The sequence below is a fragment of the Frateuria sp. sgz306004 genome (assembly GCF_057750885.1).
The window spans coordinates 64090-90258 of sequence record NZ_JBYLFE010000005.1; the positions used below are offsets into that span (position 1 = coordinate 64090).

At 63.8% G+C, this 26169-nt stretch carries 27 protein-coding genes and 5 tRNA genes; 4 read left to right on the forward strand and 28 right to left on the reverse strand.

The features are described from left to right. Nucleotides 1–36: 36 nt before the first annotated feature. Nucleotides 37–660, reverse strand: a complete 624-nt coding sequence (locus tag AC3G2C_RS11635; RefSeq protein WP_488384776.1) for an XrtA/PEP-CTERM system exopolysaccharide export protein — start codon at nt 658–660, stop codon at nt 37–39. A 404-nt stretch (nt 661–1064) separates the two neighbouring features. Then, on the reverse strand, nt 1065–1889 hold the full coding sequence (locus tag AC3G2C_RS11640; protein WP_488384777.1) for a methyltransferase, TIGR04325 family: 825 nt from the start codon (nt 1887–1889) through the stop codon (nt 1065–1067). Nucleotides 1890–2432: 543 nt separating this feature from the next. Between AC3G2C_RS11640 and AC3G2C_RS11645 the strand changes: the two genes are divergently transcribed. Next, a complete protein-coding gene (locus AC3G2C_RS11645; RefSeq protein ID WP_488384778.1) occupies nt 2433–3248 on the forward strand; it encodes a hypothetical protein in 816 nt (271 codons plus the stop codon). A gap of 181 nt (nt 3249–3429) precedes the next feature. Here the strand turns inward: AC3G2C_RS11645 and AC3G2C_RS11650 are convergent, their stop codons facing one another. From AC3G2C_RS11650 to rlmE, 11 genes are all read right to left on the reverse strand, one after another. Beyond that, complete coding sequence (locus AC3G2C_RS11650) at nt 3430–3951, reverse strand: 2'-5' RNA ligase family protein (RefSeq protein ID WP_488384779.1); 522 nt, start codon at nt 3949–3951, stop codon at nt 3430–3432. A gap of 710 nt (nt 3952–4661) precedes the next feature. Next, on the reverse strand, nt 4662–4976 hold the full coding sequence (locus AC3G2C_RS11655; RefSeq protein ID WP_488384780.1) for a hypothetical protein: 315 nt from the start codon (nt 4974–4976) through the stop codon (nt 4662–4664). A gap of 840 nt (nt 4977–5816) precedes the next feature. Beyond that, a complete protein-coding gene (locus tag AC3G2C_RS11660) occupies nt 5817–6041 on the reverse strand; it encodes a hypothetical protein (RefSeq protein WP_488384781.1) in 225 nt (74 codons plus the stop codon). Nucleotides 6042–6113: 72 nt separating this feature from the next. Then, on the reverse strand, nt 6114–6323 hold the full coding sequence (locus AC3G2C_RS11665) for a hypothetical protein (RefSeq protein WP_488384782.1): 210 nt from the start codon (nt 6321–6323) through the stop codon (nt 6114–6116). Nucleotides 6324–6425: 102 nt separating this feature from the next. Next, a tRNA-Lys gene (locus AC3G2C_RS11670) sits at nt 6426–6501 on the reverse strand. Nucleotides 6502–6529: 28 nt separating this feature from the next. After that, nucleotides 6530–6606 (reverse strand) — tRNA-His (locus AC3G2C_RS11675). Nucleotides 6607–6619: 13 nt separating this feature from the next. Next, nucleotides 6620–6696: transfer RNA gene (locus AC3G2C_RS11680), tRNA-Arg, on the reverse strand. A gap of 27 nt (nt 6697–6723) precedes the next feature. Then, nucleotides 6724–6800 (reverse strand) — tRNA-Pro (locus AC3G2C_RS11685). 170 nt (nt 6801–6970) lie between these two features. Further along, nucleotides 6971–7047, reverse strand: a tRNA-Arg gene (locus AC3G2C_RS11690). Between the two features lie 455 nt (nt 7048–7502). Further along, nucleotides 7503–9452 carry an ATP-dependent zinc metalloprotease FtsH gene (gene ftsH, locus AC3G2C_RS11695; RefSeq protein WP_488384783.1) on the reverse strand — a complete coding sequence of 650 codons (1950 nt, stop codon included), beginning with the start codon at nt 9450–9452 and terminating at the stop codon, nt 7503–7505. After that, entirely contained in the window at nt 9449–10099 is a 651-nt protein-coding gene (gene rlmE, locus AC3G2C_RS11700) for a 23S rRNA (uridine(2552)-2'-O)-methyltransferase RlmE (RefSeq protein ID WP_488384784.1), read from the reverse strand. The genes ftsH and rlmE overlap by 4 nt, the downstream gene beginning before the upstream one ends. 78 nt (nt 10100–10177) lie before the next feature. Between rlmE and yhbY the strand changes: the two genes are divergently transcribed. Then, nucleotides 10178–10474, forward strand: coding sequence for a ribosome assembly RNA-binding protein YhbY (gene yhbY, locus AC3G2C_RS11705; protein ID WP_488384785.1), 297 nt, complete (start codon nt 10178–10180; stop codon nt 10472–10474). A gap of 7 nt (nt 10475–10481) precedes the next feature. Then, nucleotides 10482–10859, forward strand: a complete 378-nt coding sequence (locus AC3G2C_RS11710) for an Mth938-like domain-containing protein (protein ID WP_488384786.1) — start codon at nt 10482–10484, stop codon at nt 10857–10859. Between the two features lie 81 nt (nt 10860–10940). Here AC3G2C_RS11710 and AC3G2C_RS11715 read toward each other — a convergent pair whose 3' ends face one another. The 4 genes from AC3G2C_RS11715 to surE form a co-directional block, all read right to left on the reverse strand. Beyond that, nucleotides 10941–11906, reverse strand: coding sequence for a peptidoglycan DD-metalloendopeptidase family protein (locus tag AC3G2C_RS11715; protein ID WP_488384787.1), 966 nt, complete (start codon nt 11904–11906; stop codon nt 10941–10943). 65 nt (nt 11907–11971) lie between these two features. Beyond that, nucleotides 11972–12580 carry a YqaA family protein gene (locus tag AC3G2C_RS11720; RefSeq protein WP_488384788.1) on the reverse strand — a complete coding sequence of 203 codons (609 nt, stop codon included), beginning with the start codon at nt 12578–12580 and terminating at the stop codon, nt 11972–11974. A gap of 31 nt (nt 12581–12611) precedes the next feature. Then, nucleotides 12612–13247 (reverse strand): protein-L-isoaspartate(D-aspartate) O-methyltransferase, encoded by a 636-nt coding sequence (locus AC3G2C_RS11725; RefSeq protein ID WP_488384789.1) that lies wholly within the window; start codon nt 13245–13247, stop codon nt 12612–12614. 46 nt (nt 13248–13293) lie between these two features. Then, the gene (gene surE / locus AC3G2C_RS11730) at nt 13294–14088 is read right to left on the reverse strand and encodes a 5'/3'-nucleotidase SurE (protein WP_488384790.1); all 795 of its coding nucleotides are present in this window, start codon (nt 14086–14088) and stop codon (nt 13294–13296) included. Between the two features lie 197 nt (nt 14089–14285). Between surE and AC3G2C_RS11735 the strand changes: the two genes are divergently transcribed. Continuing rightward, nucleotides 14286–14831 (forward strand): Smr/MutS family protein, encoded by a 546-nt coding sequence (locus AC3G2C_RS11735; protein WP_488384791.1) that lies wholly within the window; start codon nt 14286–14288, stop codon nt 14829–14831. A gap of 104 nt (nt 14832–14935) precedes the next feature. Here the strand turns inward: AC3G2C_RS11735 and truD are convergent, their stop codons facing one another. The 11 genes from truD to cyoB all read right to left on the reverse strand — a co-directional run bounded on the left by truD (nt 14936) and on the right by cyoB (nt 26168). Beyond that, complete coding sequence (truD, locus tag AC3G2C_RS11740) at nt 14936–15952, reverse strand: tRNA pseudouridine(13) synthase TruD (RefSeq protein ID WP_488384792.1); 1017 nt, start codon at nt 15950–15952, stop codon at nt 14936–14938. A 61-nt stretch (nt 15953–16013) separates the two neighbouring features. Next, on the reverse strand, nt 16014–17432 hold the full coding sequence (gene mgtE, locus AC3G2C_RS11745) for a magnesium transporter (protein ID WP_488384793.1): 1419 nt from the start codon (nt 17430–17432) through the stop codon (nt 16014–16016). Further along, on the reverse strand, nt 17429–17902 hold the full coding sequence (gene ispF / locus AC3G2C_RS11750) for a 2-C-methyl-D-erythritol 2,4-cyclodiphosphate synthase (protein ID WP_488385189.1): 474 nt from the start codon (nt 17900–17902) through the stop codon (nt 17429–17431). The genes mgtE and ispF overlap by 4 nt, the downstream gene beginning before the upstream one ends. 15 nt (nt 17903–17917) lie before the next feature. Then, nucleotides 17918–18607: a 2-C-methyl-D-erythritol 4-phosphate cytidylyltransferase gene (ispD, locus tag AC3G2C_RS11755; protein WP_488384794.1), complete on the reverse strand. Its 690-nt coding sequence runs from the start codon at nt 18605–18607 to the stop codon at nt 17918–17920. Nucleotides 18608–18609: 2 nt separating this feature from the next. Further along, on the reverse strand, nt 18610–18933 hold the full coding sequence (gene ftsB, locus AC3G2C_RS11760; protein WP_488384795.1) for a cell division protein FtsB: 324 nt from the start codon (nt 18931–18933) through the stop codon (nt 18610–18612). Nucleotides 18934–18952: 19 nt separating this feature from the next. After that, nucleotides 18953–20266 (reverse strand): phosphopyruvate hydratase, encoded by a 1314-nt coding sequence (gene eno, locus AC3G2C_RS11765; protein WP_488384796.1) that lies wholly within the window; start codon nt 20264–20266, stop codon nt 18953–18955. Nucleotides 20267–20357: 91 nt separating this feature from the next. Further along, nucleotides 20358–21191, reverse strand: coding sequence for a 3-deoxy-8-phosphooctulonate synthase (gene kdsA / locus AC3G2C_RS11770; protein WP_488384797.1), 834 nt, complete (start codon nt 21189–21191; stop codon nt 20358–20360). Continuing rightward, nucleotides 21188–22858, reverse strand: coding sequence for a CTP synthase (gene pyrG / locus AC3G2C_RS11775; RefSeq protein WP_488384798.1), 1671 nt, complete (start codon nt 22856–22858; stop codon nt 21188–21190). The genes kdsA and pyrG overlap by 4 nt, the downstream gene beginning before the upstream one ends. Nucleotides 22859–23130: 272 nt before the next feature. Then, the gene (gene cyoD / locus AC3G2C_RS11780) at nt 23131–23508 is read right to left on the reverse strand and encodes a cytochrome o ubiquinol oxidase subunit IV (protein WP_488384799.1); all 378 of its coding nucleotides are present in this window, start codon (nt 23506–23508) and stop codon (nt 23131–23133) included. Continuing rightward, the gene (gene cyoC / locus AC3G2C_RS11785; RefSeq protein ID WP_488384800.1) at nt 23508–24140 is read right to left on the reverse strand and encodes a cytochrome o ubiquinol oxidase subunit III; all 633 of its coding nucleotides are present in this window, start codon (nt 24138–24140) and stop codon (nt 23508–23510) included. The genes cyoD and cyoC overlap by 1 nt, the downstream gene beginning before the upstream one ends. Nucleotides 24141–24143: 3 nt before the next feature. Then, nucleotides 24144–26168 (reverse strand): cytochrome o ubiquinol oxidase subunit I, encoded by a 2025-nt coding sequence (gene cyoB / locus AC3G2C_RS11790; protein WP_488384801.1) that lies wholly within the window; start codon nt 26166–26168, stop codon nt 24144–24146. Nucleotide 26169 lies beyond the last annotated feature (1 nt).

Below are 26169 nucleotides of genomic sequence, written 5' to 3' on the forward strand. Positions count from 1 at the left end.
CGATCCTCGATCCGCTTCCGTGGATCACGCGGGGCGTCAGAACGCCCGCAACGGCACGGTCACCACATCACCTGGCTGCACCGGATAATTGGTGGCCAGATCCCCTTGTTGCAGCACCTTGTCCAGCCGCACGGCGTATGGCGTGGTCACGCCATCACGGCCTTTGCGGTATAGCTCGGTGCGATCGGGCGCGGCGAACTCGGTCGTGCCGCCGGCGGCGAGCACTGCATCGAGCACGGTCATGCCCTGTCGATACGGAATGGATACGGGAGAACGGACGGCGCCGGTAACGCGCACGCGCGAGAGGTATTCGTGGCTGCGCAGCTCGGTGAGGATCACCGCCACCTGCGGGTCGCGCACGTAGGCTTGCAACTTGTCTTTGATCTCGCCGGCCACTTCCTCCGGCGTTTTGCCGCCCGCCACCACGTCACCAATCAGGGGCACGGTGATCTTGCCGTCGGGACGTACTGGCACGCTCACGCTCAGATCGGGGTTGTGCCATACGGTGATCTGCAGCTGATCGTCCACACCGATGCGGTATGTCGTCACCGCCTGGGCCTGTGGGTCGATTTTTGGTGCTTCGGTGGACCCGCCACCGGTCGCGCAGGCGCTGAGCAACAGCACCGCACACAGTACGAGAAGCTGACGAAGACTCTTCATGGCCGCCCCCTGGTTCAAAAGTGTGAACTGCGTCACGAATGAGTATATCGAAACGAAATTCGACCTTGACAAAGCCATTGGAGCTATAACTTGCCGCACATGGACGAGCGCCCGGCGCAAGCTACAGCCCGACGTCAGCGTTGCGCGAGCGGGGCTTCGTCTCTAGCAGCCAGACGGCCTAGCCGGGGCTGACGCCCTACATCCCCTGTCGTTGACGGGCGCGCCGGGGCCGTGGAGCCACTGCGGTTGAGTTAGGCCGTTTGGCCGATGGGGCGCGTCAGCGGGCGAACACGGGCGCCATGGCGCCTAGCGAACGGCGCCGAGCAAGGCTTCGCGAAGCACGGAAACGTAATGCCGCCCTGGCGCATGCCGTGATCGGATCAACGCGCGCGATCGCGCGTTACTCAGGCTTCGCGGCTCAGGTAGAAACCGAAATAGCGATCCAGCGAGTGCGCGGGATAGAACGGAATATCGCAGCGCCGATCGGTGTTCTCCCAGCGGTCGCGCACCACGTAGCCCAACTCGCGCAGGCCATCGATAAATTCGCGCTCGGCCGTCACGCGGTAGGGGCAGCAGGAGACGCCGGTGTTCTGCACCGTAAAGTACGACACCGTCATGTGGATCGGCACAGAGTTGAGCAACAGATGCGCCGGGCGACGCTCCAGGCTGCCGAGCATCTGGGCCAACGAGTAATCGAGGTACTGCAACGAACCCGCCGCAAAGAACACATCGGCCTGAGCGGCGTCTTCCGACCGAGAGGTGAATGCCAGGCGATGCAATGCGTCGTTCTTTTCGGCCCAGGCCGCGCCCGCCTCCATCACGGCCGGCACATCCATCACACGCCAGCGCACGCTCTCCGGATAACGGAAATAGCGCTGATACGCGTAGTACGCGATGCCGATGTGGCCGCCCAGATCGAATACCGATGTTTGTCCGGATTCGAACAGCCGCGAAAGCCACCACATCATCGGGTAGTCGTTGAGGAACACCCGTCGCGTGCGTTCGCGATAGAAGGCGGCGGATGCCGCGTTGTCGTAGCCCTGCAGCAAATCGGTGGGAATGCTGGCCTGCGCCTCGGCAAAGGTGGGGAACACCCCGCGATACAGGTTGCGCATGGTCGAGTCATGCGCACGAAAGCGTCGCTCATAATTGGCGCGCAACATGCCGCGAATACCCGGCCAATTCGACGCCTGCTCCACGATGCCCTGGATCGTCGAACGACTTTCCATACCGCCCCCATACCGATAGGTCACCTTGCCAGGGGCATGCCCGTGATGCCCGCCAGGTCTCGCCCTGCACTATCGAGGCAGGCTGGCGCCGGAGCAAACTCACGAACGCTCTATGGCCATCAGCCTATGAAGGCGCCCCTCGATACCTGCCCCCGACTCTTCAGAACGGAGCATCTTCCTCAGGCTCATGCGATGCACGCAGCCTCCGTGAATTGAGCTCGTCCGCCATTCGCTCGGCCTCGTCTCTGGAAGCGCAGATGCCTACGCACTCCCCGGTGGGCCTCAGGCACACCAGCCACTCGGTGACGGGGTAGAAAAGATGCTCGAACGGCTGCGCGTAGGCGCAACCATCCTCATGCGTATCGTTTGTGCCACATGTGTCCATACACGTCACCAACGCTTACCAAGACCAGCGCATCATGCTTTTCTGGAGGCGCCCGTTACTGCGCCACGTCAATCCCGCGTCAATATCGGTAGCGACCTACTCAAATACCCGCCTCTCCGGTCGATAACCCTTGAGCCCTGGGACGCAAAGGATTTGCCATGTCACTCGCCATCGCTGCCGGCACCCTCACCGCAGCGGCATCCCCCGTTGCCATGTCGCCTACGCCGCCGAACCAACAGGCCACGCCTAACACGAGCGCCTCACCACTTACGCTGCAACCGACGCCATCGCTCGCCGACAACCCTGCCGTGGCGCAGGCGAACAAAGCCATGGCGTTGCAAGGCAAGTTGGCCAGCGATCTCCAATCCGTCGTGGACGCACTCACGGCGAGCATGCGCAAGGTGGTCGAAGACCGGCCCGATCTCGCGCTGTCGAGTTTCGACTTTCAATCGAATCACGGCGCGATCAAGGTCATATCCGTATCGCTTAGCGACCAGGACAAGGCCTGGCTGGAGCAAACCCTCAACGCGAACTCGTCACTCGTCGATGCCGTGAAAACCTTCCACGACGATGCGGTCAACAGCTATGCCCTGTTTGCCGGCGCCACCGGGCAACCGGTGAGCGCATCCGACGCGGACCAGCTCTCGACGCTTGCCGATCGCTCGTTCAACTTTATGGGTATGTTCCAGAACGCCAGTCACGCGATGCTGCAAGCGATGGATCCCCATGGACGTTACGTCACCGCCAACGGCGCCACGATCGACTTTCATCGCCCAGTCAATTCGGCGCTGGATTTCCTCGTGTTCCAAAAGAGCGAGCAGGCAATACGCGACGGCACCAGCACCTATAGCAGCGCGAGCGGTCGCATGTCTTACGGCACCATCAAGGGCAACGTCTTCTCCATCGGCGCCGTCATCCCGTCATTTCTTCCCGATGCAGGCGCTCGCGGCCTCGCCTTAAACGCCACAGCCTAGGCATGCTCTGATTTTGATCGTCATCCCAGCGAAAGCTGGAAGCGCCTTTCAACAGGCGAAGGGCTGGTCATCCAAAGCCTGTAAATACTTGAAGGTAAAACACACTGGATTCCTGCTTTCGCAGGAATGACGAGCAGAATGTCGTTTAATCAGGCCGTCCCTAAGGACGCTGGTGAGCCGTTCACGACAACAGATCGAACTGCGCCACCGGCCGCCAACGGCGCTCCTCATTCACCAACAACGTCACCTGTTCGCACCAGCAATACACCGGGCCGTGGTCTGCCAAGCGCGCGCGCAGCTCATTGGCGACCACCTCCTTCTCCTGATCGCGCACGTTCCGCGCGGCGGTAAGGTGCGCCACATAGTCGGGAAAGGCACCGCCGCCGGCAGGCGCCTCGGGGAAGGCGCGCTCGAGCGCGCTCACCAGGCCAGCGATATGTCGCACGGGCTCCGGCGCCAACCACACCACCGACGGAAACGTGTGCACCTGCGCCAGCCGAAACATGGCGGCAGGACATTCCGCGATGGTTCGCTGCAAGCGCACCCGCACCCCGTGCGTGATGAGCTGGCTATCGAGAAAGGGGTAAATGAGCGTGATATGCGCACCCAGCCCGCGACGTGCCGAGGGGTCGTACTCGTCCCGAAAGCTGCCCACGACCGGCTCGGCCTCAGGAACCATCAACGCGAGCAAGGTGCGGGCCATATCTCACCTGCGGCCACGTTGCCGCGCACCATCGACGGCACACTCGCCCTTGCCACCTGAAACGCAACAACTTGCATTCGGTCTCTACGTGGCGCAACGCCGGCGGCGCCATTCACGCCGCAGCATCGGTGCGATAAGGCCACAGGAAGGCCGGGCGCCCCAAGCTGCAAGTAACGGGACGGTCGCCACGACAGGAAAAGAGTCGCCACTGCCATGGACACATGCTACTGCGACGCCGTGAATCGCATGCATGCGAATCACGCCGGCCTAAAGTTATAGACGCGCCTGCCGACATGTAGTGGCCCACTGCCAGGCCCTATGGAGGGGCGGCCACCACGGTTGCGTTCTTGCCCCCAAGCCCGCGCAACTGGCCGCCCCTCCACCTTTGTAGCCATGAGCTCTGACGAACGATTGTTCGCCGTAGCCGTAACGGTAGCGGAAGTGATCGGCGACTGACGCGAATCGCAGCGCATCGCACTATTCGGCGTGCTTCTCCGCGATGAGCCGCGTCCAATAGTCTCGCTTAGTAATAGCCATCCAGATCGCGTTGGCCGTAAGTGCTTCATGATTTCCGAACCCACCTACAGGTCCCAGGGCACCAGCGACGTACTGGCATTTGTTCGAAAAGCGACGCGTACTACCTCGTCAACTGCCTCGTACGTGGCGTGTCACCTAGTAGCAAGCACTTCAACGCGGACAACGCGCAGTATCTAGGCAGGATTTTCGTTGCAGTGCACGGCGGTGCCGATAGCGTTCAGGCACCTGATGGACGGGGTGTGCTGATTGCCGTTCAGCGTGATCTTCACCGGGTCCATGCGAACGGCGCCCCCTGGGGTGAGGCATTCCGAAACGCCCGCCTGATCACTGCGGCACCGGAGTTGCTCAGCGCCCTTCGCCTTGGCGTCTTGGCGCTGGCCAAGGCATCCAATATGCAACCGCGCCTTCAAAAATTTCAATTGCACGCTGTCTTGCGCAACAACCAAGGCTGCGGGCGCCGCTAATCGGTGATTGCCAACATCGCGCATGTATCGGGCGCTACTCAGGGCCCACCTCCGTGCTCCGGTCAGCATCGGACCGCCTGTCGCTCCTATTTTGCTGGACACTCAATCGATCGTCAGCAACATGGGCGCCGACCAGCCGCGTGTAGTGCCAGGGCTCCCCAATCTTGGGCCCCTTGTGACCACCATCACCCGCACCAAAGAGCGATTCGATTCCAACGCTAGCCACAAGGAGGAGACCTTTCAGTCTGAACACAGCTTCGTGGCCTCGCTGGATTGCGTAGCGTCCGAGATCGCCATCAAGATTTCCTAGGACAGTATCGTCGTACTCCGACCACGTAAACGAACTTCCCTTTGCCAGATGAATCGCGTCCTGTAAAGGCAGCGCGGATTCGCCCAGCAAGTGAAGGCGACCTATGCCCTCTTGGATGAATTGAGGGACATGGAATACCCCGCCATGACCAAGAAAGACCTCACGCTGAGAGTCGGCACGGGCCCTCCCTGCCAAAAAGGTCGCTCTAAGAGCCCAATCCCTAAGATCGGGAAGAATCACGTTCGCGAGTTCTCTTCCCTCAATCAAGCGATCACGACCCTTCCGAGTCGAGATTCTCTTCGCCTGGCAGAAAGGAACGAGGACGGCGATCATCAATGCAGCGACCGTCAGTGCGGCCTGGATTGCCGCGATCCAAGTTTGCGTCACTGCAGCGTGAGCCTGCACCTGCGCTGCCAGCAATGTGGCCGCAGCCCGCGGGTCACAATCCATACACTCACCCCCACCGATCCAAGTACCACCGCATCGTCGCACCAGGGCAAATGCGCCCAATGTGCCGCCCCTATCGTTCACTTAGCTATCGGTACAGCTCGCCTTTACTCAAGGTAGATTGCTGCGGCCTGAAGAATGAACCCAGTCAGAAACAGAACCCAGCCGGATGGCACCAACTGCTGAAGCCTGTAGCGCCTTTTGTTTTTCTCGACGTCGACATTCACTGACCCATCTGGGAGGAGATCGAGGCCGCTAAAGGACCACACCGCAATCACGGCCGCACCAAGCGTGTTGAGTACCAAGCCGCCAATTGCAAGGCAATGAGCCATACATGATCTCCCCTTATCCATGAGAGCCGCATCGTCGCGCCGCCGACGCGCGTTTGCAACGCAGGCCAAGCCTCAGCGCCGCCTGACGACGCTCTCGCTCCTGGCATGCACCCGATACACGATCGTTGCGATCCCACCAACGATGAGCGCGCCGAAGATCAGCGCGCCGATGAGTCCTTCGCCCATCGGCGGGCAGCGTGAAGTAGAGGGTGCATTCTGGACATGCCCGCCGCGATCATTCCGATCGTTCAGCGCACGGATGGCATCAACGACGGCCTCCAATGAACGGTCCGCGAGAGCCCTGATGCTGACTAAGCCAACTAAGCCAGGTAAATCTCAAGCAAAGAAAAAGGCACTTAGCTTTCGCTAAGTGCCTTTTTGAATTGGTGGGCCGTCTAGGATTCGAACCTAGGACCAATTGATTAAGAGTCAACTGCTCTACCAGCTGAGCTAACGGCCCAAAACTTGTTTTTACTTACCGGCTCAACTGGGGTGGAAGATGGGACTCGAACCCACGACCCTCGGAATCACAATCCGATGCTCTAACCAGCTGAGCTACATCCACCGCAAATTTGAACTGGCGCGCCCGACAGGAATCGAACCTGCAACCGTCGGCTTAGAAGGCCGATGCTCTATCCGGTTGAGCTACAGGCGCTTGTGCACATTGTGCATGAGCATCTGCTGGTCGGGGCAGAGGGATTCGAACCCACGACTTCCAGCTCCCAAAGCTGGCGCTCTACCAGGCTGAGCTATACCCCGATTTCGAACCCTCAACCGTCTCGGGCTGAAGCCTTGAAATGCTACGGGTGACGCGTAGCCTAGTCAATCCGTATCAAAGCATACCGAACTTGCTACACAGGTTCGGCCCGTTTGGCGATTCACTGCCTTGCGGTGCAAGTCGTCGTGCGGACACTTGGACTTGCTAAATTTGGCGCGCCCGGAGAGATTCGAACTCCCGACCACCAAGTTCGTAGCCTGGTACTCTATCCAACTGAGCTACGGGCGCGTTTTCAAAACTTTTTGCTTTGTCGCTTAACCACCTTAGTGGAAAGCGCCGAAGCGAGAAGCGGAATTATTCAGATTCGAGGCCGGCGCGTCAATACTTTTTTTCATATTTTTTTCATCGTTTGCTGAAGAAGCTTCTGCAAGACGATGAAAACGCGTCACCCGAGCAGCATAGTTTATGCCATCGGCTACGCGCAGCGCCATACCTTTCGGGCAAAAAATTTCACAAATGTTTATGTGAAGTGACTGATGCCGGGCTGAGCGCTGCACAGTGCCGCGCAGGCGTGCTGCAAGAACCTAGCGCAGCATGAAGGAGATACCGCCATGTTGCGCGTCTCCACGCGCTTTTGAGCTAGCGCTCGCCTTCACCGGCAGCGCTGCGATGCACACGCGCTACCCGTTCGCCCAAAAACAAAGGCGGCCCGAGGGCCGCCTTTATCCAGTTACGCTGCGCAATCAACGATCGGCGTAGCGACTCTGCGTTGCCGGATCGCCCACCTTGGCGCCGGTGTCGCCACGCGGCGGCGGAGGCGGCGGCGTGGGTCCGCTGTTGGTGGTCTTGGACCAGTCCGCCGGCGGGCCCGGAATGCGACCAGCCATGACGTCATCGATCTGGTGCGCGTCGATGGTTTCGTACTGCAGCAGCGCGTCGGCCATCACATGCAGCTTGTCGATGTTGTCGGTCAACAACTGCTTGGTGCGCGAGTAAGCGCGGTCGAGAATGGCGCGCACTTCTTCATCGATCTTGCGCGCGGTTTCGTTGGAGACGTTCTTGTGCTGCGTGACGGCGCGACCCAGGAACACTTCGTCCTCTTCTTCGCCGTAGGTCATCGGGCCAAGCTTGTCGGACAGGCCCCACTTGGTGGCCATGTTGCGGGCCATCTTGGTGGCGCGCTCGATGTCGTTGGAGGCGCCGGTGGTGACCTTGTCCTCACCGAAGATCAGCGCTTCGGCCACGCGACCGCCGTACAGCGAGCACAGCTGCGACTCGATGGCCACGCGGTTCATGCTGTACTTGTCGCCTTCCGGCAGGTACATGGTGACGCCCAGCGCGCGACCGCGCGGGATGATGGTGACCTTGTAGACGGGATCATGCTCGGGCACCAGGCGGCCCACGATGGCGTGGCCGGCCTCGTGATAGGCGGTGAGCTTTTTCTCGTCTTCGCTCATGGCCATCGAGCGGCGCTCGGTGCCCATGAGGATCTTGTCGCGTGCCTTGTCGAGGTGGCTCATGCGCACGTCACGCGCGTTTTCGCGCGCGGCGAACAGGGCTGCCTCGTTGACCAGGTTGGCGAGGTCAGCACCGGAGAAGCCCGGCGTGCCGCGCGCGATGGTCATGGGGTCCACGTCGGGTGCGGTAGGCACGCGGCGCAGGTGAACCTTGAGGATCTGTTCGCGACCCTTCACGTCGGGCAGGCCCACCACCACCTGGCGGTCGAAACGGCCCGGGCGCAGCAGCGCCGGGTCGAGCACGTCCGGGCGGTTGGTGGCGGCGATGACGATGACACCTTCGGTGCCTTCGAAACCGTCCATTTCCACCAGCAACTGGTTGAGGGTCTGCTCACGCTCGTCGTGGCCGCCGCCCAAGCCCGCGCCGCGATGGCGACCAACCGCATCGATTTCGTCGATGAAGATGATGCACGGGGCGTGCTTCTTGGCCTGCTCGAACATGTCGCGCACGCGGCTGGCGCCGACGCCCACGAACATTTCAACGAAGTCGGAGCCGGAGATGGAGAAGAACGGCACCTTGGCTTCGCCCGCGATGGCCTTGGCCAGCAGGGTCTTGCCGGTACCCGGCGGGCCCACCATGAGCACGCCGCGGGGGATCTTGCCGCCCAGCTTTTGGAACTTGCCCGGGTCGCGCAGGAACTCGACCAGTTCGCCCACTTCTTCCTTGGCTTCGTCGCAGCCAGCGACGTCGCTGAAGTTGACCTTGATCTGATCCTCGCCCTGCAGCTTGGCGCGCGAGCGGCCAAAGCTCATGGCGCCACGACCGCCGGCACCGGCCTGCATCTGGCGCATGAACCAGATGAACACGCCGACGATGAGGATGATGGGTAGCCAGTTGAGCAACAGGCCAAGCAGGGTCGGGCCGTTGTTGGACGGCTCCTGGCGTACTTCCACGCCCTTGTCCTGCATCTGCTTGACCACCGAGTTGGTGGACCAGCCGAGCACAGGGGCCACGGTGCGGAACGAGCTGCCGTCCTTCAGCTTGCCGCTGATGGCGGCCGGCTGGTCGGCACTGATGGTGGCCGAGGCCACGTTTCCGTTGTCCACGCTCTGCACGAAGCTGCTGTAGGGCAGATCCGAGGAGGACGCGCCATGCGGATTGAAGCTCTGGAACACGGTGAGCAGTACCACCGCGATGATCAGCCAGAGCAGCAGGTTTTTCGCCATTTCATTCATGCACGGTTCTCGCCCGATTGCCCGCCGGAGGCCTTGCGACCTACGGCCAATGCATACACCTCCCGCGAACGTGCGCGGGAGGCCTTAGGTTTACGCATGGTCACGCGGGTGAAGTCCGCGCGCAAGCTGCGTAAGTAATCGTCAAAGCCTGTCCCCTGGAACAACTTGATCAGGAACGACCCACCGGGCTTGAGCCATTGGCGGCTGAAATCCAGCGCCAGCTCGGCCAGGTCCATCGCCCGGATCTGGTCCGCCAGGGCTACACCACTCATATTGGGGGCCATGTCCGAGAGCACAAGATCCACCTTTTGGCCCTGCAGACGGCTTTCCAGCTCACGCAGGACCGATTCTTCACGAAAATCGCCCTGAAGGAAGTCCACGCCCGCAATACCCTGCATGGGCAGGATATCCATGGCGACCACGGCGCCGGAGTCGCCCAGGCGCTGGCGCACCAGTTGGGACCAGCCACCCGGGGCGGCGCCCAGGTCCACCACGCGCATGCCCGGCTTGAGCAGGCGATCGCGGTCGATCAGCTCCTCCAGCTTGAACACGGCACGCGAGCGCAGGCCTTCGGCCTGGGCTTTCTTCACATAAACATCATCAAAATGCTCCCGCAGCCAGCGGGAACTACTCTTGCTGCGAGACATGTCGGCAACGAACGCAGGTAGGGGGATGCCGCATGATACCCTTAGCAGTCTCTTTGCCGCGAACTTAAGACTGAACGCATGGCCCTCTCCCCTTCGCAGCGCCGCTATCTACGCAGCCTCGCCCACGATTTGAACCCTGTCATCCTGCTCGGCGCCAAGGGTGCTACCGAGGCTGTCCTCAAGGAACTGGACCTCGCCCTCTCCCATCACGAGCTGGTGAAGGTGAAGCTGTCCGGCGGCGACAAGGACGAGCGCCAGGAGCAGATCGACTTCCTCACCGACGGCACGGGCGCGGAAAGCGTGCAGCAGATCGGCCACATCGTGGTGCTGTTCCGCCGCAACGAGGACGAGCCCAAGCTCGCCCTGCCGCGCTGAGGCGCCCATGGATCTGTCGCTCGACCGCCCTGGCAACTACCTGTTCGTGCGCCGCGTGGGTCCGCGCAGCGTGACGGTGGTGGATCGCGAACTCACGGCCAGTTTTCTGCTGGCCCCCGATCGTGCGGTCGAACGGTGGCCGGTGGCCGCGTCGACTGAGCTGCAGGCCGAGCACGTGGACGCCATTCTGGAGCTCAAGCCCGAGCTGGTGATTCTGGGCACGGGCGAGCGCCAGGTGTTTCCGGCGGCGGCTTTCATGGCCGGCTTGCTACGCAAGGGCATTGGCGTGGAAGTGATGGACAACGCCGCTGCGGCCCGCACCTACGATTTGCTGGCCGCGGAGAGCCGCCGCGTGGTCGCGGCGTTCATCCTGCCAGCCGACTGATCCGTTCGACGCGTCGCAGCCGCGTACTAAAAAGGGGCCCGATGGGCCCCTTTTTGTTTCTCGCTTGAGTGCTCCATGCGCTTAGCGCGAAGGCAGGTAACCCAGGGGATCGACCGGGTTGCCGTCCTTGCGGATCTGGAACTGCAACTCGTCGCGCGAGGCGCCGGTGGAGCCCATCTCGGCGATTTGCTGGCCGGCGCTCACGCGCTGCCCTTCCTTCACCAGGCGCTTGCTGTTGTGGCCATAGGCCGACAAGTAGCTGTCGTTGTGTTTGACGATGACCAACTCGCCATAGCCCACCAGGCCATTGCCGCTATACACCACCACGCCATCGGCGGCCGCACGCACCGGGTCACCGGACTTGCCCGCGATCTCGATGCCAGGAATGGCATCGCCCGCCTGGAAGCGCTTGATCAGCGAGCCATCCGCCGGCCAGCGCCACGAGACGCCGCCATTGTTGCGGGTGGCGCCAGGGGCGGCCGGCGCGGGTGGGGGCGGGGGCGGTGTGGTGGCGGCAGCGACCGGCGCGCCTGCCACTGGCACCACCGCCGGGGCGCTCGATGCGGCAGCCGGCGCCGCGGCCTGCACGCTGGATGTGCTCGGCGTTGGCGCAGCGGCTACCTGGCCGACACTCGCCGGCGCGGCGTGTGCCGACGTGGTGGTCGGGGCCGGCACGGCGGGCTTGGCATTGGTCACGACCGTGCCAGTGATGTTGCGCGCGGGCGCCGCGGCTGGCTTGCCGCCAGCCGGGCCGAGCTTGAGCTCCTGCCCAGGCCAGATGGTGTACGGCGAATCGATGTGGTTCCACGAAGCCAGGTCGCGGAAATCCACGCCGTTGCGGAAGGCGATCGAATAGAGCGTATCGCCCTTCATCACGCGGTACGAACCGCCGGGGGCGGGCCTCGACTGCGGCGTTACCACGTTGCCGCCGTACGAGCCGCTGGCTGGCTGCACCACGACCGAACGTTGCGTGCCGCACGCGGCAAGCGCCACCGTGGCGGAAACCAGGGCTAGGGAGCGGAGATATCCATTCATGCTCGCCAGCATAACGAGGCCTCCGCGGTTTTTCATGCGGTGGGCGTCGCGATCGGCATCGACCCGACGGCCGACGTTCAGCGCGACAGCAGCCACCACGCCGCCAATCCGACCAAAATAACCACGGCCGCCCAGCCAATGCGTTCGATGTGCTTGTGCAGGATGCGCTCGGCGCGCTCGCCGAAAAGGCGAATCAACAGTGCCAGCAGCCACACGCGCTTGCCGCGCCCCACCGCCATGCATACCAGGAACGGGATGATCGGCACGCCGACGATGCCTGCCGCCCACGTCACGAACTTCATCGGCACCACCGGCTGCAGCGCAGCCAGCGCCAGCACGACCAGCAGGCCAAGCCAATGCTGGTTCATCTGCATGCGCAGGTTGTCCACGCCCTTGGCGATGGGCGCCAGCAGGTGCAGGCTGTCCAGCAGCGGCGACAGCGCATGGAAGGCCCAGTGACCCAGCGCATAGCCCACCAACGAACCGATGAGCGAGAACAGCAGGCTGATGTTGGCGTAGAAAAACGCCTTGTGACGCTTGCCCAGCATCATCGGCGCGAGCATCACTTCCGGCATGATCGGAAAGATGAAGGCCTCGAAAAAGCTCAGGCAGCTCAGGTAATAGACAGCCCTGGGGTGGCGCGCCCACGTGAGTGCACGCGCATACAACGGTCCGAACAAACGCATGCTTAGCGAGTTCCCTGTGTGTGATGGCGCATCAACCGATGCCGCCCAGCAATGGCACGAAACTCACCGCGCCAAGTTCTTCCTGGATAAAGTCGCCCTGCCCGTCGCCGCGCATGCGGATGAGCATCTGGTTGCTCGGCGAACCCACCGGCGCCACCAGCACGCCCGTGGGGCTCAACTGGTCGAGCACGGCATGCGGAATGGCATCGCCAGCGGCGGTAAGGATGATGGCGTCGAACGGCGCCTCGTCGGGCCAGCCCAACTTGCCGTCGTCATGGCGCGAGCGAATGTTGGTCAGGCCCAGCTGCCGGAAGCGGCGACGCGCCTGGCGCAGCAGTTCCTCGATGCGCTCGACGGTAAACACCTGCGGCACCAGCTGCGCCAGCACCACGGCCTGGTAGCCCGAACCGGTGCCGATCTCCAGCACCTTCTGCGGCACGCCGAATTCGAGCAGCGCCTCGGTCATGCGCGCCACCACCCAGGGCTGGGAGATGGTCTGGCCGTGGCCGATGGGCAGTGCGGTGTTCTCATAGGCGCGCGAATGCAGCGCCTGGTCGATGAAATGGTGACGGGGCGTGTTGCGTAGCACGTCGATCACGCGCTGGTCGCGAATGCCCTCTTCCTTAAGCTTGGTGGCCAGGCGATCACGCGCGCGCTGCGAGGTCATGCCCTCGCCTTTCAGTGCCGATGGAGGCAATGGATGCACGTTCACCTCACGCGGCCTCGTCGGCCGGCGGTTTGCCCGAAAGACCTTCGTTGAGGCCGCCGACCCAACTGCTGACCTTTTCCAGCGCCTGGAAGCGCGTGAGGTCGACATGGATGGGCGTCACCGAAACGAAGCCACGACGCACGGCGTCGAAATCGGTACCGGGGCCGGCGTCGTCCACATCGCCCGCCGGGCCGATCCACCAGATGGTCTTGCCGCGCGGATCGGTCTGCTTGATGCACGGTGCCGAGCGATGGCGCTTGCCAAGGCGCGTGACCTCGAAGCCGCGGATTTCCTCCCACGGACGATCGGGCACGTTGACGTTGAGGATGGTGTCGGCCGGCAGCGAATCCACCAGCAGGCGCTGCATGAGCAGCAGCACAGCATTGGCGGCCGAGTCGTAGTGAACGCCCTTGTGGTCGGTGCTCACCAGCGATACGGCGATGGCGGGAAAGCCGAGAAAGCGCCCTTCCATGGCGGCCGATACGGTGCCGGAGTAGATCACATCGTCGCCCAGGTTGGCGGCGTTGTTGATGCCCGACACCACGATGTCGGGTTCGTGATCGAGCAGGCCGGCAAGCGCAAGATGCACGCAATCGGTCGGCGTGCCGGCAACGCGGTAGTAACCGTTGTCCATGCGCAGCGCGCGAATGGGGGCGTCGAGCGTAAGGGAATTGCTGGCGCCGGAGCGGTCGCGGTCGGGTGCTACCACTGTCACCTGGCCGACCGCGCCAAGGCGCTCGGCGAGCACGCGGATGCCCGGTGCATCCACGCCATCGTCGTTTGAAACCAGAACTCGCATGATGATCCGTTCAGAGCCAGTCACAGCGCCTTCCTTGCCCGAAAGGCGCTTGGTTAAGCCCGAAGTCTACCGGACCGGGGGCGTGGTTTCACATCGCCTGGAGCACGCTTTTTCCATACGTCGCCGCCTGGGCCGGCTGGCCACGCGCTCAGCGCCGGCGCGACGCCAAGTCGCAGCCGCTGCATTACGATGCGGGGATGAAACATCGCACGCCGCCCCCGATCACCGACGACGACGCCCGCCTCTTTCGCGAGGCCATTGGCGAGGTCACACCGCTCGATCCGGTGGCGCCCGCCCCTGCCGCGCCCAAGCCCGAGCCGCTGGCCCGCATGTTCGAGGCGGATGAGGCGGCCGTGCCCGGCGAGCTGCTGGACATGGCCTTCGACCCGGCGTCGATCGAGGTTGGCGAGGAACTGATCTACCTGCGGGACGGCTATCCGCCCAAACTGCTGCGCCAGCTCAAGCGGGGGCAGTTTTCCATCCAGGACGATATCGACCTGCACCAGATGAATGCTGCCGCCGCGCAGGCCTGCATCGCCGATTTCCTGGTGGAAGCCAAGCAACGCGGGCTGCGCTGCGTGCGCATTGTGCACGGCAAGGGCCTACGTTCACGCGCGGCAGGCCCTGTGCTGAAGGCGCTCACCGACCGCCTGCTGCGTCGACGCGACGACGTGGTGGCGTTCGCGTCGGCCCGCCCTATGCAGGGCGGCACCGGCGCCGTCGTGGTGCTGTTGAAGGGCTAGTCATCCAGCGACTTTGAACACTTGAGCATGAAGGCACTGGATTCCTGCGTTCGCAGGAAAGACGGGCAAAGGGTCGCTTGGCCAGACTTCACCACGTGCGGAGGTCAGCCGGTGCGCGCCAGCTCGCGCACCACGGTGGTGGCGTAAGCGCCGGCCGGCAATTCGAAGCTCAGTTCCAGCGCATTCTCATCGAGCCAGCGCCAGGTCAGGTTTTGCGGAATCATGCGCAGTGCTCGGCGCTCCTGATCGAGCTTGGCGGCAACCAGGCCTTCGGCCAAGTCGCTGTTGTCCGCCGCCACGGCGTTTTCCAGGGCGGCCACGTCGGCCTGGGCCGGCGTGTCGCCACGGCCCCAGAGCGGGCCCGAGGGATGGATGTCGCCGCGCGCCAGGCGCTCGGACAAGGTGGCATCGAACGGTTCGGGGCCAAACCACGAACGCGAGCCGGCCAGCGACCAGATCTCGCCTTCCATCGGCGCATCCCACGCGCCCTGCTCCACGCGTGCGGCCAACACCGCGTTGAAGATGTGCGAGCGCGCCGCCGACAGCAGGAAGTGTCGCTTGTCGCGATCCACCCGACGGCCAGCGAACATGGCCCGTGCCTGCGCCACGTTGCCACCTTCGCGGCCAAAGCGCTGCTCGCCGAAGTAGTTCGGCACGCCGCGCTGGGCGATCTGCGCGAGCACCTGCTCGGCTACCTGGCGATCGCCCTGCACCTGCCGCAGCACCAGCACGAAACGGTTGCCACGCAGGGCGCCGCGCTTGAGCTTGCGCTTGTGGCGAGTGACCGCGAGCACTTTGACCTCTTCATGCGGGAAAGCCGACCAATCCGGATCGGGTTTGCCGGCCAGTTGCACGGAGAAGGTCTGTCGCGTCACGGCGTGACGATCCTTCAAGCCCGCGTAGCCCACGTTGAGCGGCGGAATGCCGGCGAACTTGGCCAGCTCTTTTGCCACCCAGTCGGTGTTGGAGCCGCGCTTTTCCACCCACAGCAGCGCGTGCTCACCCTCGCCGTCGGCGTCATAGCCCAGGATCTCCTCCACCTGGAAATCCTCCGGGGTGCTGCGCAGCACGGCGCTCAGAGGCGGGTTGCCATAGGCGTAGGGCAGTTCAAGGTCGGACATGGGACTCCACCGGCTCGGGCCGGCTATCGATAGCAAGAAAAGGCAGGACGCAAGCGGCGTATTACATCAGGAACAGCGTGGCGAGGCCGAGAAAGATGAAGAACCCGCCCGAATCGGTCATGGCGGTGATCATCACGCTGGAGCCCATGGCCGGATCGCGGCCCATGCGCATCATCAGCAGCGGAATGCCCACGCCGCAGAACGCGGCCAACACCAGGTTGAGCGTCATCGCGGCGGTCATCACCAGGCCCAGCGCCAGGTTGTCATAAAGCAGCCACGCCACCAGGCCGATCACGCCGCCCCACACCAGGCCGTTGAACAAGGCCACGCCGATTTCCTTGCGCCACAGGCGGCGGGCGCTGGCGGGGGTGATCTGGTCCAGCGCCAGCGCGCGCACGATCATGGTGATGGTTTGGTTGCCGGAGTTGCCGCCGATGCCCGCCACGATGGGCATGAGCGCCGCCAGCGCCACCAGGTTCTGGATGGAGCCCTCGAACAGGCCGATCACGCGCGAGGCGATAAAGGCCGTCACTAGGTTGATCGCCAGCCACGCCCAGCGATTGCGCACGGACTTCCACACGGAGGCGAAGATGTCTTCCTCTTCGCGCAGGCCGCCGCGGCTGAGCGCTTCGCTTTCGCTCTCTTCGCGCAGCACGTCCACCATGGCGTCGATGGTGATGCGGCCGATGAGGTAGCCACCGCCATCGACCACCGGCGCGGTCACCAGGTCGTAGCGCTCGAAGGCTTGCGCCACGTCGTAGGCGTCATCGGTGGGATGGAAGGTGTTGACGTCGGGCGCCATCACCTCGCTCACCATCTTTTCGGGCGAGTTCACCAGCAGCCAGTGGATCGGCAACACGCCGGTGAGCAGGTTGTCGTGGTTCACCACGAACAGCTTGTCGGTCTGCGCGGGCAGCTCGTCGAAACGGCGCAGGTAGCGCAGCACGGTTTCCAGGGTCACGTCCTCGCGGATGGTGACCATCTCGAAATCCATCAGCGCACCGACCTGGTCGTCCGGGTAGGACAGCGCCGCCTGCACGCGCTCGCGTTGCTGCGCGTCCAGGCTGGCCATCAGCTCGGGCAGCACCTCGGTGGGCAAGTCGTCCACCAGGTCGGCTAATTCGTCGGCATCCAGCGGCTCGACGGCGGCGAGGATTTCGCGCTGATCCATGTCCGCGATGAGCGACTCGCGCACCGCGTCGGATACTTCCAGAAGAATCTCGCCGTCACGATCGGCCTTCACCCGATGCCAGATGGCCAGGCGATCGGTGAGCGGCAAGGCCTCCAGCACATAGGCAATGTCGGCGGGATGCAGGTCATCGAGCAGGCGTTGCAGCTCTACCTGGGTTTCGCGAAAACCCAGGTCGGCATCCGGCTCGGGTAGCTGGCCCAGGCCATGCAGTCGCCGGAGCAGCTCGTTGATGGTGTCGAGCTGCTCGTGGAGGCGCGAGGCCGGATTGCGGGCCCCTGCCTCGCTCATGCCACGACCAACAAGACGCAAGCCTGTGCCGCGATGCCTTCGCCGCGCCCAGTGAAGCCAAGCTTCTCGGTCGTGGTGGCCTTGATGCTGATGCGATCGATGGTGCTGCCGAGCTCCTCGGCCACAGCCTCGCGCATGGCTTGCGCATGCGGGCCCACCTTGGGCGCCTCACAGATCACTGTAACGTCCGCATTGCCCAGCGAGTAACCCTGTTCGCGCATCAGCTTGGCGGCGTGACGCAGGAACAGGCGGCTGTCCGCGTTGCGCCACTGTTCCTGGCTTGGCGGAAAGTGGCGGCCGATGTCACCCATGGCGAGCGCGCCGAAGATGGCATCGCACAGGGCGTGGATCACCACGTCGCCATCGGAGTGCGCCACGACGCCACGGGTGTGCGGAACGCGCACACCACCGAGCATGACGTGATCGCCTTCGCCAAAGATATGGACATCGAAACCCTGGCCAATTCGCATCATGCGGCCTCTCCTTTACGTCGTACGGGGTAACAGGAATTCGGCCAGCGCGAAATCCGTGGCCGTGGTCACCTTGATATTGTCTTCGGCACCTTCCACCAGCAGCGGTGCCAAGCCGATGCGCTCCATCGCCATGGCTTCGTCGCTTACCGTGACGCCATCGGCCGAGGCAGCCCGCAATGCGGTGGAAAGCTCGCCTCGGCGGAACATCTGCGGGGTGAAGGCACGCCAACGATGATCGCGCGGCTCGGTGACCTGGCTGCGACCGCTCTCACCCGCTCGCTTGAGGGTGTCGCGCAAGGGCGCGCCCAGCAAGGCGCCACCGGCCGCGATGCCTTGATCGATCAGGCGTGAGATGTCCGCCTCGCGCACGCACGGTCGTGCCGCGTCATGCACCAGTACGAAGGTGTCGTCACCGACCTCAGCCGGCAAGGCTTGTAGCCCGGCCAGCACGGAGTCACAGCGCTCGGCGCCACCGATGGCGGTGCGGACGGGCTTGCCGCCCAATTGCGAGATGCCCGGCCAATGCGCATCGGCGTTGCCCAGCACCACCATCAGACCGGCGATGCGCGGGTGCGCGGCCAGCCTTTCCAAGGTGTGCAGGATCAATGGCCGGCCGGCCAGTGGCAGGTATTGCTTGGGAAGATCGCCGCCAACCCGGGTGCCGCGCCCCGCGGCCGGCACCACGCACCATAAGGACACCATGATCAGCGCCCGCCGGTGGAGGCAGCGGAAGCGGGCGCCTGTGAGGCGCCCGGCTTCTCGACCACTTGATAGAACGTTTCGCCCGGCTTGATGAGGCCCAGCTCGGCGCGCGCACGCGCCTCCACGGCTTGTTCGCCGTGCTTGAGATCGTCCACGTCGGCGCCCAACGCCTGGTTGCGTTGCTGCAACCGGGCGTTGTCCTCGCCTTGTTTCTTTACCGCGGCGCGCAGGGTTTCCACTTCACGCACGCCGCCGTTGCCGTTCCACAGCTTCATCTGCAAGCCGATCAACAGCAGCAGCAGAATCAGGGCGACCCAGCGCAACATGGACGATAGGTCTCCCGGCTCAGCCCGGCAGGCGGGTCAGGTTGGGGAACGCATCGCGGCCGGCGTAACGAGCCGCCGAACCCAGTGCCTCTTCGATGCGCAGCAGCTGGTTGTACTTGGCCACGCGATCGGTGCGGCACAGCGAGCCGGTCTTGATCTGGGTGGCCGTGGTGGCCACGGCGATGTCGGCGATGGTGGTGTCTTCGGTTTCGCCCGAGCGGTGCGACACGATGGCCGCGTACTTGGCGGCGTCAGCCATGGCGATGGCTTCCAGCGTTTCCGACAGCGTACCCACCTGGTTCACCTTGATCAGGATGGCGTTGGCGATGTGCTTGTCGATGCCTTCCTTGAAGATCGACGGGTTGGTGACGAACAGGTCGTCGCCCACCAACTGCACGGTCTGGCCCAGCTTGTCGGTGAGATGCTTCCAGCCGGTCCAGTCACCTTCGGCCATGCCGTCTTCGATGGTCACGATCGGGTACTGCTTGGCCCAGCTGGCCAACACGTCCACCCACTGCTCCGGCGTGTACACCTTGCCCTCGCCTTCCAGGTCGTAGTTGCCGCCCTTGAAGAATTCCGAGCTGGCCACGTCCAGGCCGAGCAGGATTTCGCTGCCGATCTTGTAGCCGGCCTTGTTGACCGCTTCGAGGATGGTGTCCAGCGCTTCGATGTTGGAGCGCAGGTTCGGCGCGAAGCCGCCCTCGTCGCCCACGGCGGTGTTCAGGCCCTTGCCCTTGAGCACGCTCTTGAGCGCATGGAACACCTCGGCGCCAGCGCGCAGCGCCTCGGCGAAGCTGGACACGCCCACCGGCAGAATCATGAATTCCTGCACGTCGACGTTGTTGTCGGCATGCGCACCGCCGTTGATGATGTTCATCATCGGCACCGGCAGCGCACCCGGCTTGCCGGTGGTGCCATTGATGGTGGCCAGGTACTGCCACAGCGGCAGGCCCTTCTGGGCGGCCACGGCATGCGCGGCGGCCATGGACACGCCGAGAATGGCGTTGGCGCCCAGCACGCCCTTGTTCGGGGTGCCGTCCAGGTTGATCAGCTTGGCGTCCAGGCCACCCTGGTTGGCGGCATCGAAGCCCTTGAGTGCGCTGGCGATGGCGTTGTTGACGTTGCCCACCGCGTTCTTCACGCCCTTGCCCAGGTAGCGGGCCTTGTCACCATCACGCAGCTCCACGGCCTCGCGCGAACCGGTGGACGCGCCGCTGGGCACTGCCGCGCGACCAAAGCCGCCACCGGCCAGGGTCACTTCCGCTTCGAGCGTGGGATTACCGCGGGAATCGAGGATTTCACGGGCGTGGATGCGGGTGATGTCGGTGCTCATGGGGTCCGTAGCTTGTCGAGTTGAATGAAGCGGGGGAAACATCCTGCCTGATTTGCGGGGGATGCGCTTCACTCGCCTCCCCCATGGCGAATCAGAGCGTATGTTCGAGGAAGGTATGTCGCTTGGTGACCTGGTCCAGTTCGAGCAGGGTTTCCAGCAACGCCTCCATCTTGTCGAGCGGCCACGCATTGGGGCCGTCGCTCAACGCCTTGGAGGGGTCCGGGTGCGTTTCGGCGAACAGGCCGGCCACGCCCACCGCCACCGCGGCACGCGCCAACACCGGCACGAACTCGCGCTGGCCGCCTGAGCTGGTGCCCTGCCCGCCCGGCAACTGCACGGAGTGGGTGGCGTCAAACACCACCGGGCAACCGGTGTCGCGCATGACGCTCAGCGAGCGCATGTCCGACACCAGATTGTTGTAGCCGAAGCTGGCGCCGCGCTCGCATACGAGGATGTCGTCGTTGCCGACGGCCTTGGCTTTGTCGACCACGTTCTTCATGTCCCATGGCGCGAGGAACTGGCCCTTCTTGATGTTCACCGGCTTGCCGGCGCGCGCCACGTTCTGGATGAAGTCGGTCTGGCGACACAGAAAGGCCGGCGTCTGCAGCACGTCGACGACGGCGGCCACTTCGTTCATCGGCGTGTATTCATGCACGTCGGTGAGCACGGGCACGCCGAGCTGGCGCTTCACCTCACCCAGGATCTTCAGACCCGCTTCCAAGCCGGGGCCGCGAAAGCTGGCGCCCGAGGAGCGATTGGCCTTGTCGAAGCTGGACTTGAAGATGAAGTTGATGCCGAGCTTGCCGGTGATTTCCTTGAGCTTGCCGGCGGTATCCATCTGCAACTGCTCCGACTCGACCACGCAGGGGCCGGCGATCAGGAACAGCGGCTGGTTCAGGCCAACCTCGAAGCCACACAACTTCATGCCACGGACTCCTTGGCCAGGAGGTCGCCTTCACGCACCGCCTTGAACTCGCGGGCCGCCTGCACGAAGCCGATGAACAGCGGGTGGCCGTCGCGCGGGGTGGAAGTGAATTCCGGATGCGCCTGGCAACCCAGGAACCATGGGTGCTGCTGCTGAGGCAGCTCGACGATCTCCACCAGCAGGTCGTCCATCGACTTGCCGGAGATCACCAGGCCCAGGTCCTCGAACGGCTGGCGGTAGCGGTTGTTGAACTCGTAACGATGGCGGTGGCGCTCGCGCACCACGTCCTGGCCGTACATCTGGCGCGCCAGCGAACCGGCCTTGAGACGGCACTCCTGCGCGCCCAAGCGCATGGTGCCGCCGAGGTCCGAACGCTCGTTGCGGGTTTCCACTTCGCCGGTGGCGGTGGTCCACTCGGTAATCAGCGCGATCACCGGGTTGGGCGTGTTGCGATCGTTCTCGCTTGAATCGGCGTCGGTGAGGCCGGCCACGCTGCGGGCGAAATCCACCACCGCGGCGTGCATGCCGTAGCAGATGCCGAAGTACGGCACGCCCTTCTCGCGGGCATACCTGGCCGCCAGCACCTTGCCTTCGAAGCCGCGCTTGCCGAAACCGCCCGGCACCAGGATGGCGTCGGCGTTGCCCAGCACCTTGGCGGCGCCTTCGGCTTCCACCTGCTCCGAATCAACCCAGTTGAGATTGACGCGCGTGAGCTGCTTGATGCCGCCGTGGCGCAGCGCCTCGCCCAGGGACTTGTAGGCGTCCTTGTGCTCGACGTACTTGCCGACGATGGCCACGGTGACCTCGTCCTTGGGGTGCTCCACCGCATCCACGGTGCGCTGCCAGGAAGAAAGGTCGGCCGGCCCGGCCTGCAAGCCCAGGCGCTTGACGACGATTTCGTCGAGGCCCTGCTTGTGCAGCCACAGCGGCTGCTTGTAGATCACGTCCACGTCGGCCGCGCTGATCACGGCGTTCTCGGGCACGTTGGTGAACAGGGCGATCTTGCGGCGCTCGCCATCGGGCAGCGGCTGCTCGCAACGGCACAGCAGCACGTCCGGCTGGATACCGATGGAGCGCAGCTCCTTCACCGAATGCTGCGTCGGCTTGGTTTTGATCTCGCCGGCGGCCTTGATGTACGGCACCAGGGTGAGATGCATGAACAGGCACTTCTCCGGGCCGTGCTCGATGCGCAGCTGGCGGATGGCCTCAAGGAACGGCAGGGACTCGATGTCACCCACGGTGCCGCCGATTTCCACCAGCGCCACGTCGAAGCCACGGGTGGCCTCGTGGATGCAGTGTTTGATCTCGTCGGTGATGTGCGGAATCACCTGCACGGTGGCGCCCAGGTAGTCGCCGCGGCGCTCCTTGCGGATTACCGATTCGTAGATCTTGCCGGTGGTGATGGAGTTCTTGCCGGTGAGGCGGGTATGGACGAAGCGCTCGTAGTGGCCCAGGTCCAGGTCGGTCTCGGCGCCGTCGTCGGTCACGTAGACCTCGCCGTGCTGGAAGGGACTCATGGTGCCCGGATCCACGTTGATGTACGGATCGAGCTTCATCATGGTGACCGAGAGGCCACGCGCTTCCAGAATGGAAGCCAGCGACGCCGCGGCGATGCCCTTGCCAAGCGAGGACACCACACCGCCGGTGACGAAAATCAAGGGGGTCATGGGATGCAGCCGTGCTGGAAATCGGCATTTTAGAGGAAGAACGGTCCGGCCGCGAGGGCTTGACGGCCTTGCCTGACTGGTTCGTTCAAGTTTTCCCGCAGGCTTAGCAGCCGCAGGCCTGTCTCACGCCAGCCTGTGCGCCTTGCCCGGCACCACCCATGTAGGCGAGCCCACGGTGGAACTCCCGCCCTGAGCACCCTGCCCACCTGCCCCCGAAAACGACAAAGGCGCCCCGGAGGGCGCCCCTGTCGTTGAACGCAGATCAGGTCGGCTTATTCCACCGGCATCATCTGCGAGGTCGGATGCATCATGTTCACGTTCATGTTGTGCAGCACCCACAGTGAGCCGACCACGACAATGGCCAGGATCAGGATGGTGAACAGCATGATCGAGAGGTTGCCGCGCTGGGCCGGCGACGTGCTCATGTGCAGGAAGAACACCAACTGCACGATGAGCTGTGCCACGCCGAACACGACGATGCCGGGCATCATCAGGTCGTGCGGCACCAGGCCGCTCATGACCACGCCGAACGAAGCCAGGGTAAGCACCACCGACAGGGCAAAGCCGATCAGGTAGGACTTGGTGCTGCCGTGGTCGGCATGCGCGGCGTCGTGATGGGCCGCGTCGTGGGAATGATGAGCGCCGGACATCAGATGGCCCCCCGCAGATAGACAAAGGTAAACACGCAGATCCAGACGATATCCAGGAAGTGCCAGAACAGGCTCAGGCACGACAGGCGACGCGTGGTGTCGCCCGTCAGGCCGAAGCGGCGGATCTGGTCCATCATCACCACCAGCCAGATCAGGCCGCAGGTCACGTGCAGACCGTGGGTGCCGACCAGGGTGAAGTAGCTGGACAGGAATGCGCTGCGGCTCGGGCCGGCGCCTTCATGGATCAGCTTGGCGAACTCGTACACTTCCATGCCGATAAAGCCGGCACCAAACACGAACGTCACCGCCAGCCACGCCAGCACCTTGCCCTTCTGGCCCGCATGCATGTTCAGCATGGCCATGCCGAAGGTGACCGACGAGATCAGCAGCAGCATGGTCTCGCCGAGCACGAACGGCAGCTCGAACAGCTCCTTGCCGGTCGGGCCGCCCGCGGTGGCGTTGGCCAGCACGGCAAAGGTCGCGAACAGGCCCGAGAAGATCAGGCAGTCGCTCATCAGGTAGATCCAGAACCCCAGCAGGGTCTTGGAGCCATCGTCGTGGTGGTGGGCATCCCCGCCGTGGGAGATGCCGTCGAGCGCGCCGTGCGCGGCGCTTACTGCAGGACTGCTCATGGGTTACGCCACCTTCTGACGCTGGGGCGCCGCTGCCGGAGCCACCTGCGTGGTCTGGAACTGCTTGAGCTCGGCGTGACGCGAACGCTCGATCTTCTCGACCTCGGCCGCCGGCACCCAGTAATCAATGTCACGGTCGTAGGCGCGGACGATGAAGGCGCCGATCATGCCCAGCAGGCCAACGGCCGCCAGCCACCAGATGTGCCACACCAGGGCAAAACCCAGGACGGTACCGAACGCGCCCATGACCACACCGACGCCGGTGTTGCGGGGCATATGGATGTCTTCGTACTTGGCAGGTTGCACGTAAGCGACTCCGTTTTGTTTGTCTTCCCAGAACTGGTCCAGCGCGTGGACCTGGGGCAGCGATGCGAAGTTGTAGAACGGCGCCGGCGAGCTGGTGGCCCATTCCAGGGTGCGGCCACCCCACGGGTCGCCGCTGGGATCGGTGAGCTTTTTGCGGTCGCGGATCGAGACATAGAACTGCACCACGGTGCAGAAGATGCCCAACGCGATCACGCCGGCGCCGAGGGCGGCGACGATCAGGTACGGCTGCCATTCCAGGTTGGCGTAGTGGTTCATGCGGCGCGTCATGCCCTTCAGGCCGAGCACGTACAGTGGCATGAAGGCCAGGTAGAAGCCGACCAGCCAGCACCAGAACGACGCCTTGCCCCAGAACTCGTTGAGACGGAAGCCGAAGGCCTTCGGGAACCAGTAGTTGATGGCGGCGAACACGCCGAATATCACGCCGCCGATGATCACGTTATGGAAGTGCGCGATCAGGAACACGCTGTTGTGCAGGAGGAAGTCCGCGCCCGGCACGGCCAGCAGCACGCCGGTGACGCCGCCGATCACGAAGGTGACCATGAAGCCTACCGTCCACAGCATCGGCACGTTGAAGTCCACGCGACCGCGATACATGGTGAACAGCCAGTTGAACAGCTTGGCGCCGGTAGGCACCGAGATGATCATCGTCGTGATGCCGAAGAAGGCATTGACGCTGGCGCCCGAGCCCATGGTGAAGAAGTGGTGCAACCACACCACGAACGACAGCACGCCGATGCACGAGGTGGCGTACACCATCGACTTGTAGCCGAACAGCGGCTTCTTGGAGAACGTGGCGACGATTTCCGAGAACGCACCAAAGCACGGCAGGATCAGGATGTAGACCTCCGGGTGGCCCCAGATCCAGATCAGGTTCACGTACATCATGGCGTTGCCGCCAAGCTCGTTCGTGAAGAAGTGCATGTCCAGGTAACGGTCGGCCGTGAGCAGGGCCAGCGTCACCGTCAGCACCGGGAACGCAGCCACGATCAGGATGTTGGTGACCAGCGCGGTCCAGGTGAACACCGGCATCTGCATCAGCTTCATGCCCGGCGTGCGCATCTTCATGATGGTCACGATGAAGTTGATACCGCTCAGCGTGGTGCCGAGGCCGGACAACTGCAGCGACCAGATGTAGTAGTCGACGCCCACCGTGGGGCTGTATGACAGGCCCGACAGCGGCGGGTACGCCAGCCAGCCGGTGGCGGCGAAGTCACCGACGAACAGCGACACCATCACCAGCACCACGCCCGACATGAACAGCCAGAAGCTGAGCGAGTTCAGGAACGGATAGGCGACGTCGCGGGCGCCGATCTGCAGCGGCACCACCAGGTTCATCAGGCCCGTGATGAACGGCATGGCCACGAAGAAGATCATGATCACGCCGTGGGCGGTGAACACCTGATCGAAGTGATGCGGCGGCAGGTAGCCGGCAGAATCGCCCGCTGCCAACGCCTGCTGGGCGCGCATCATGACGGCGTCGGCGAAGCCGCGCATCAGCATGACCAGCGCCACGATGACGTACATGATGCCGATCTTCTTGTGGTCCACCGAGGTGAACCACTCCTTCCACAGGTAGCCCCACAGGCGGAACTTGGTAAGGGCCGCGAGCATGGCCGCGCCGCCGAGGAGCACGACGGCGAGCGTAGCCATCACGATGGGCTCGTGATACGGAATCGCGTCTAGGGTGAGCTTTCCAAACATG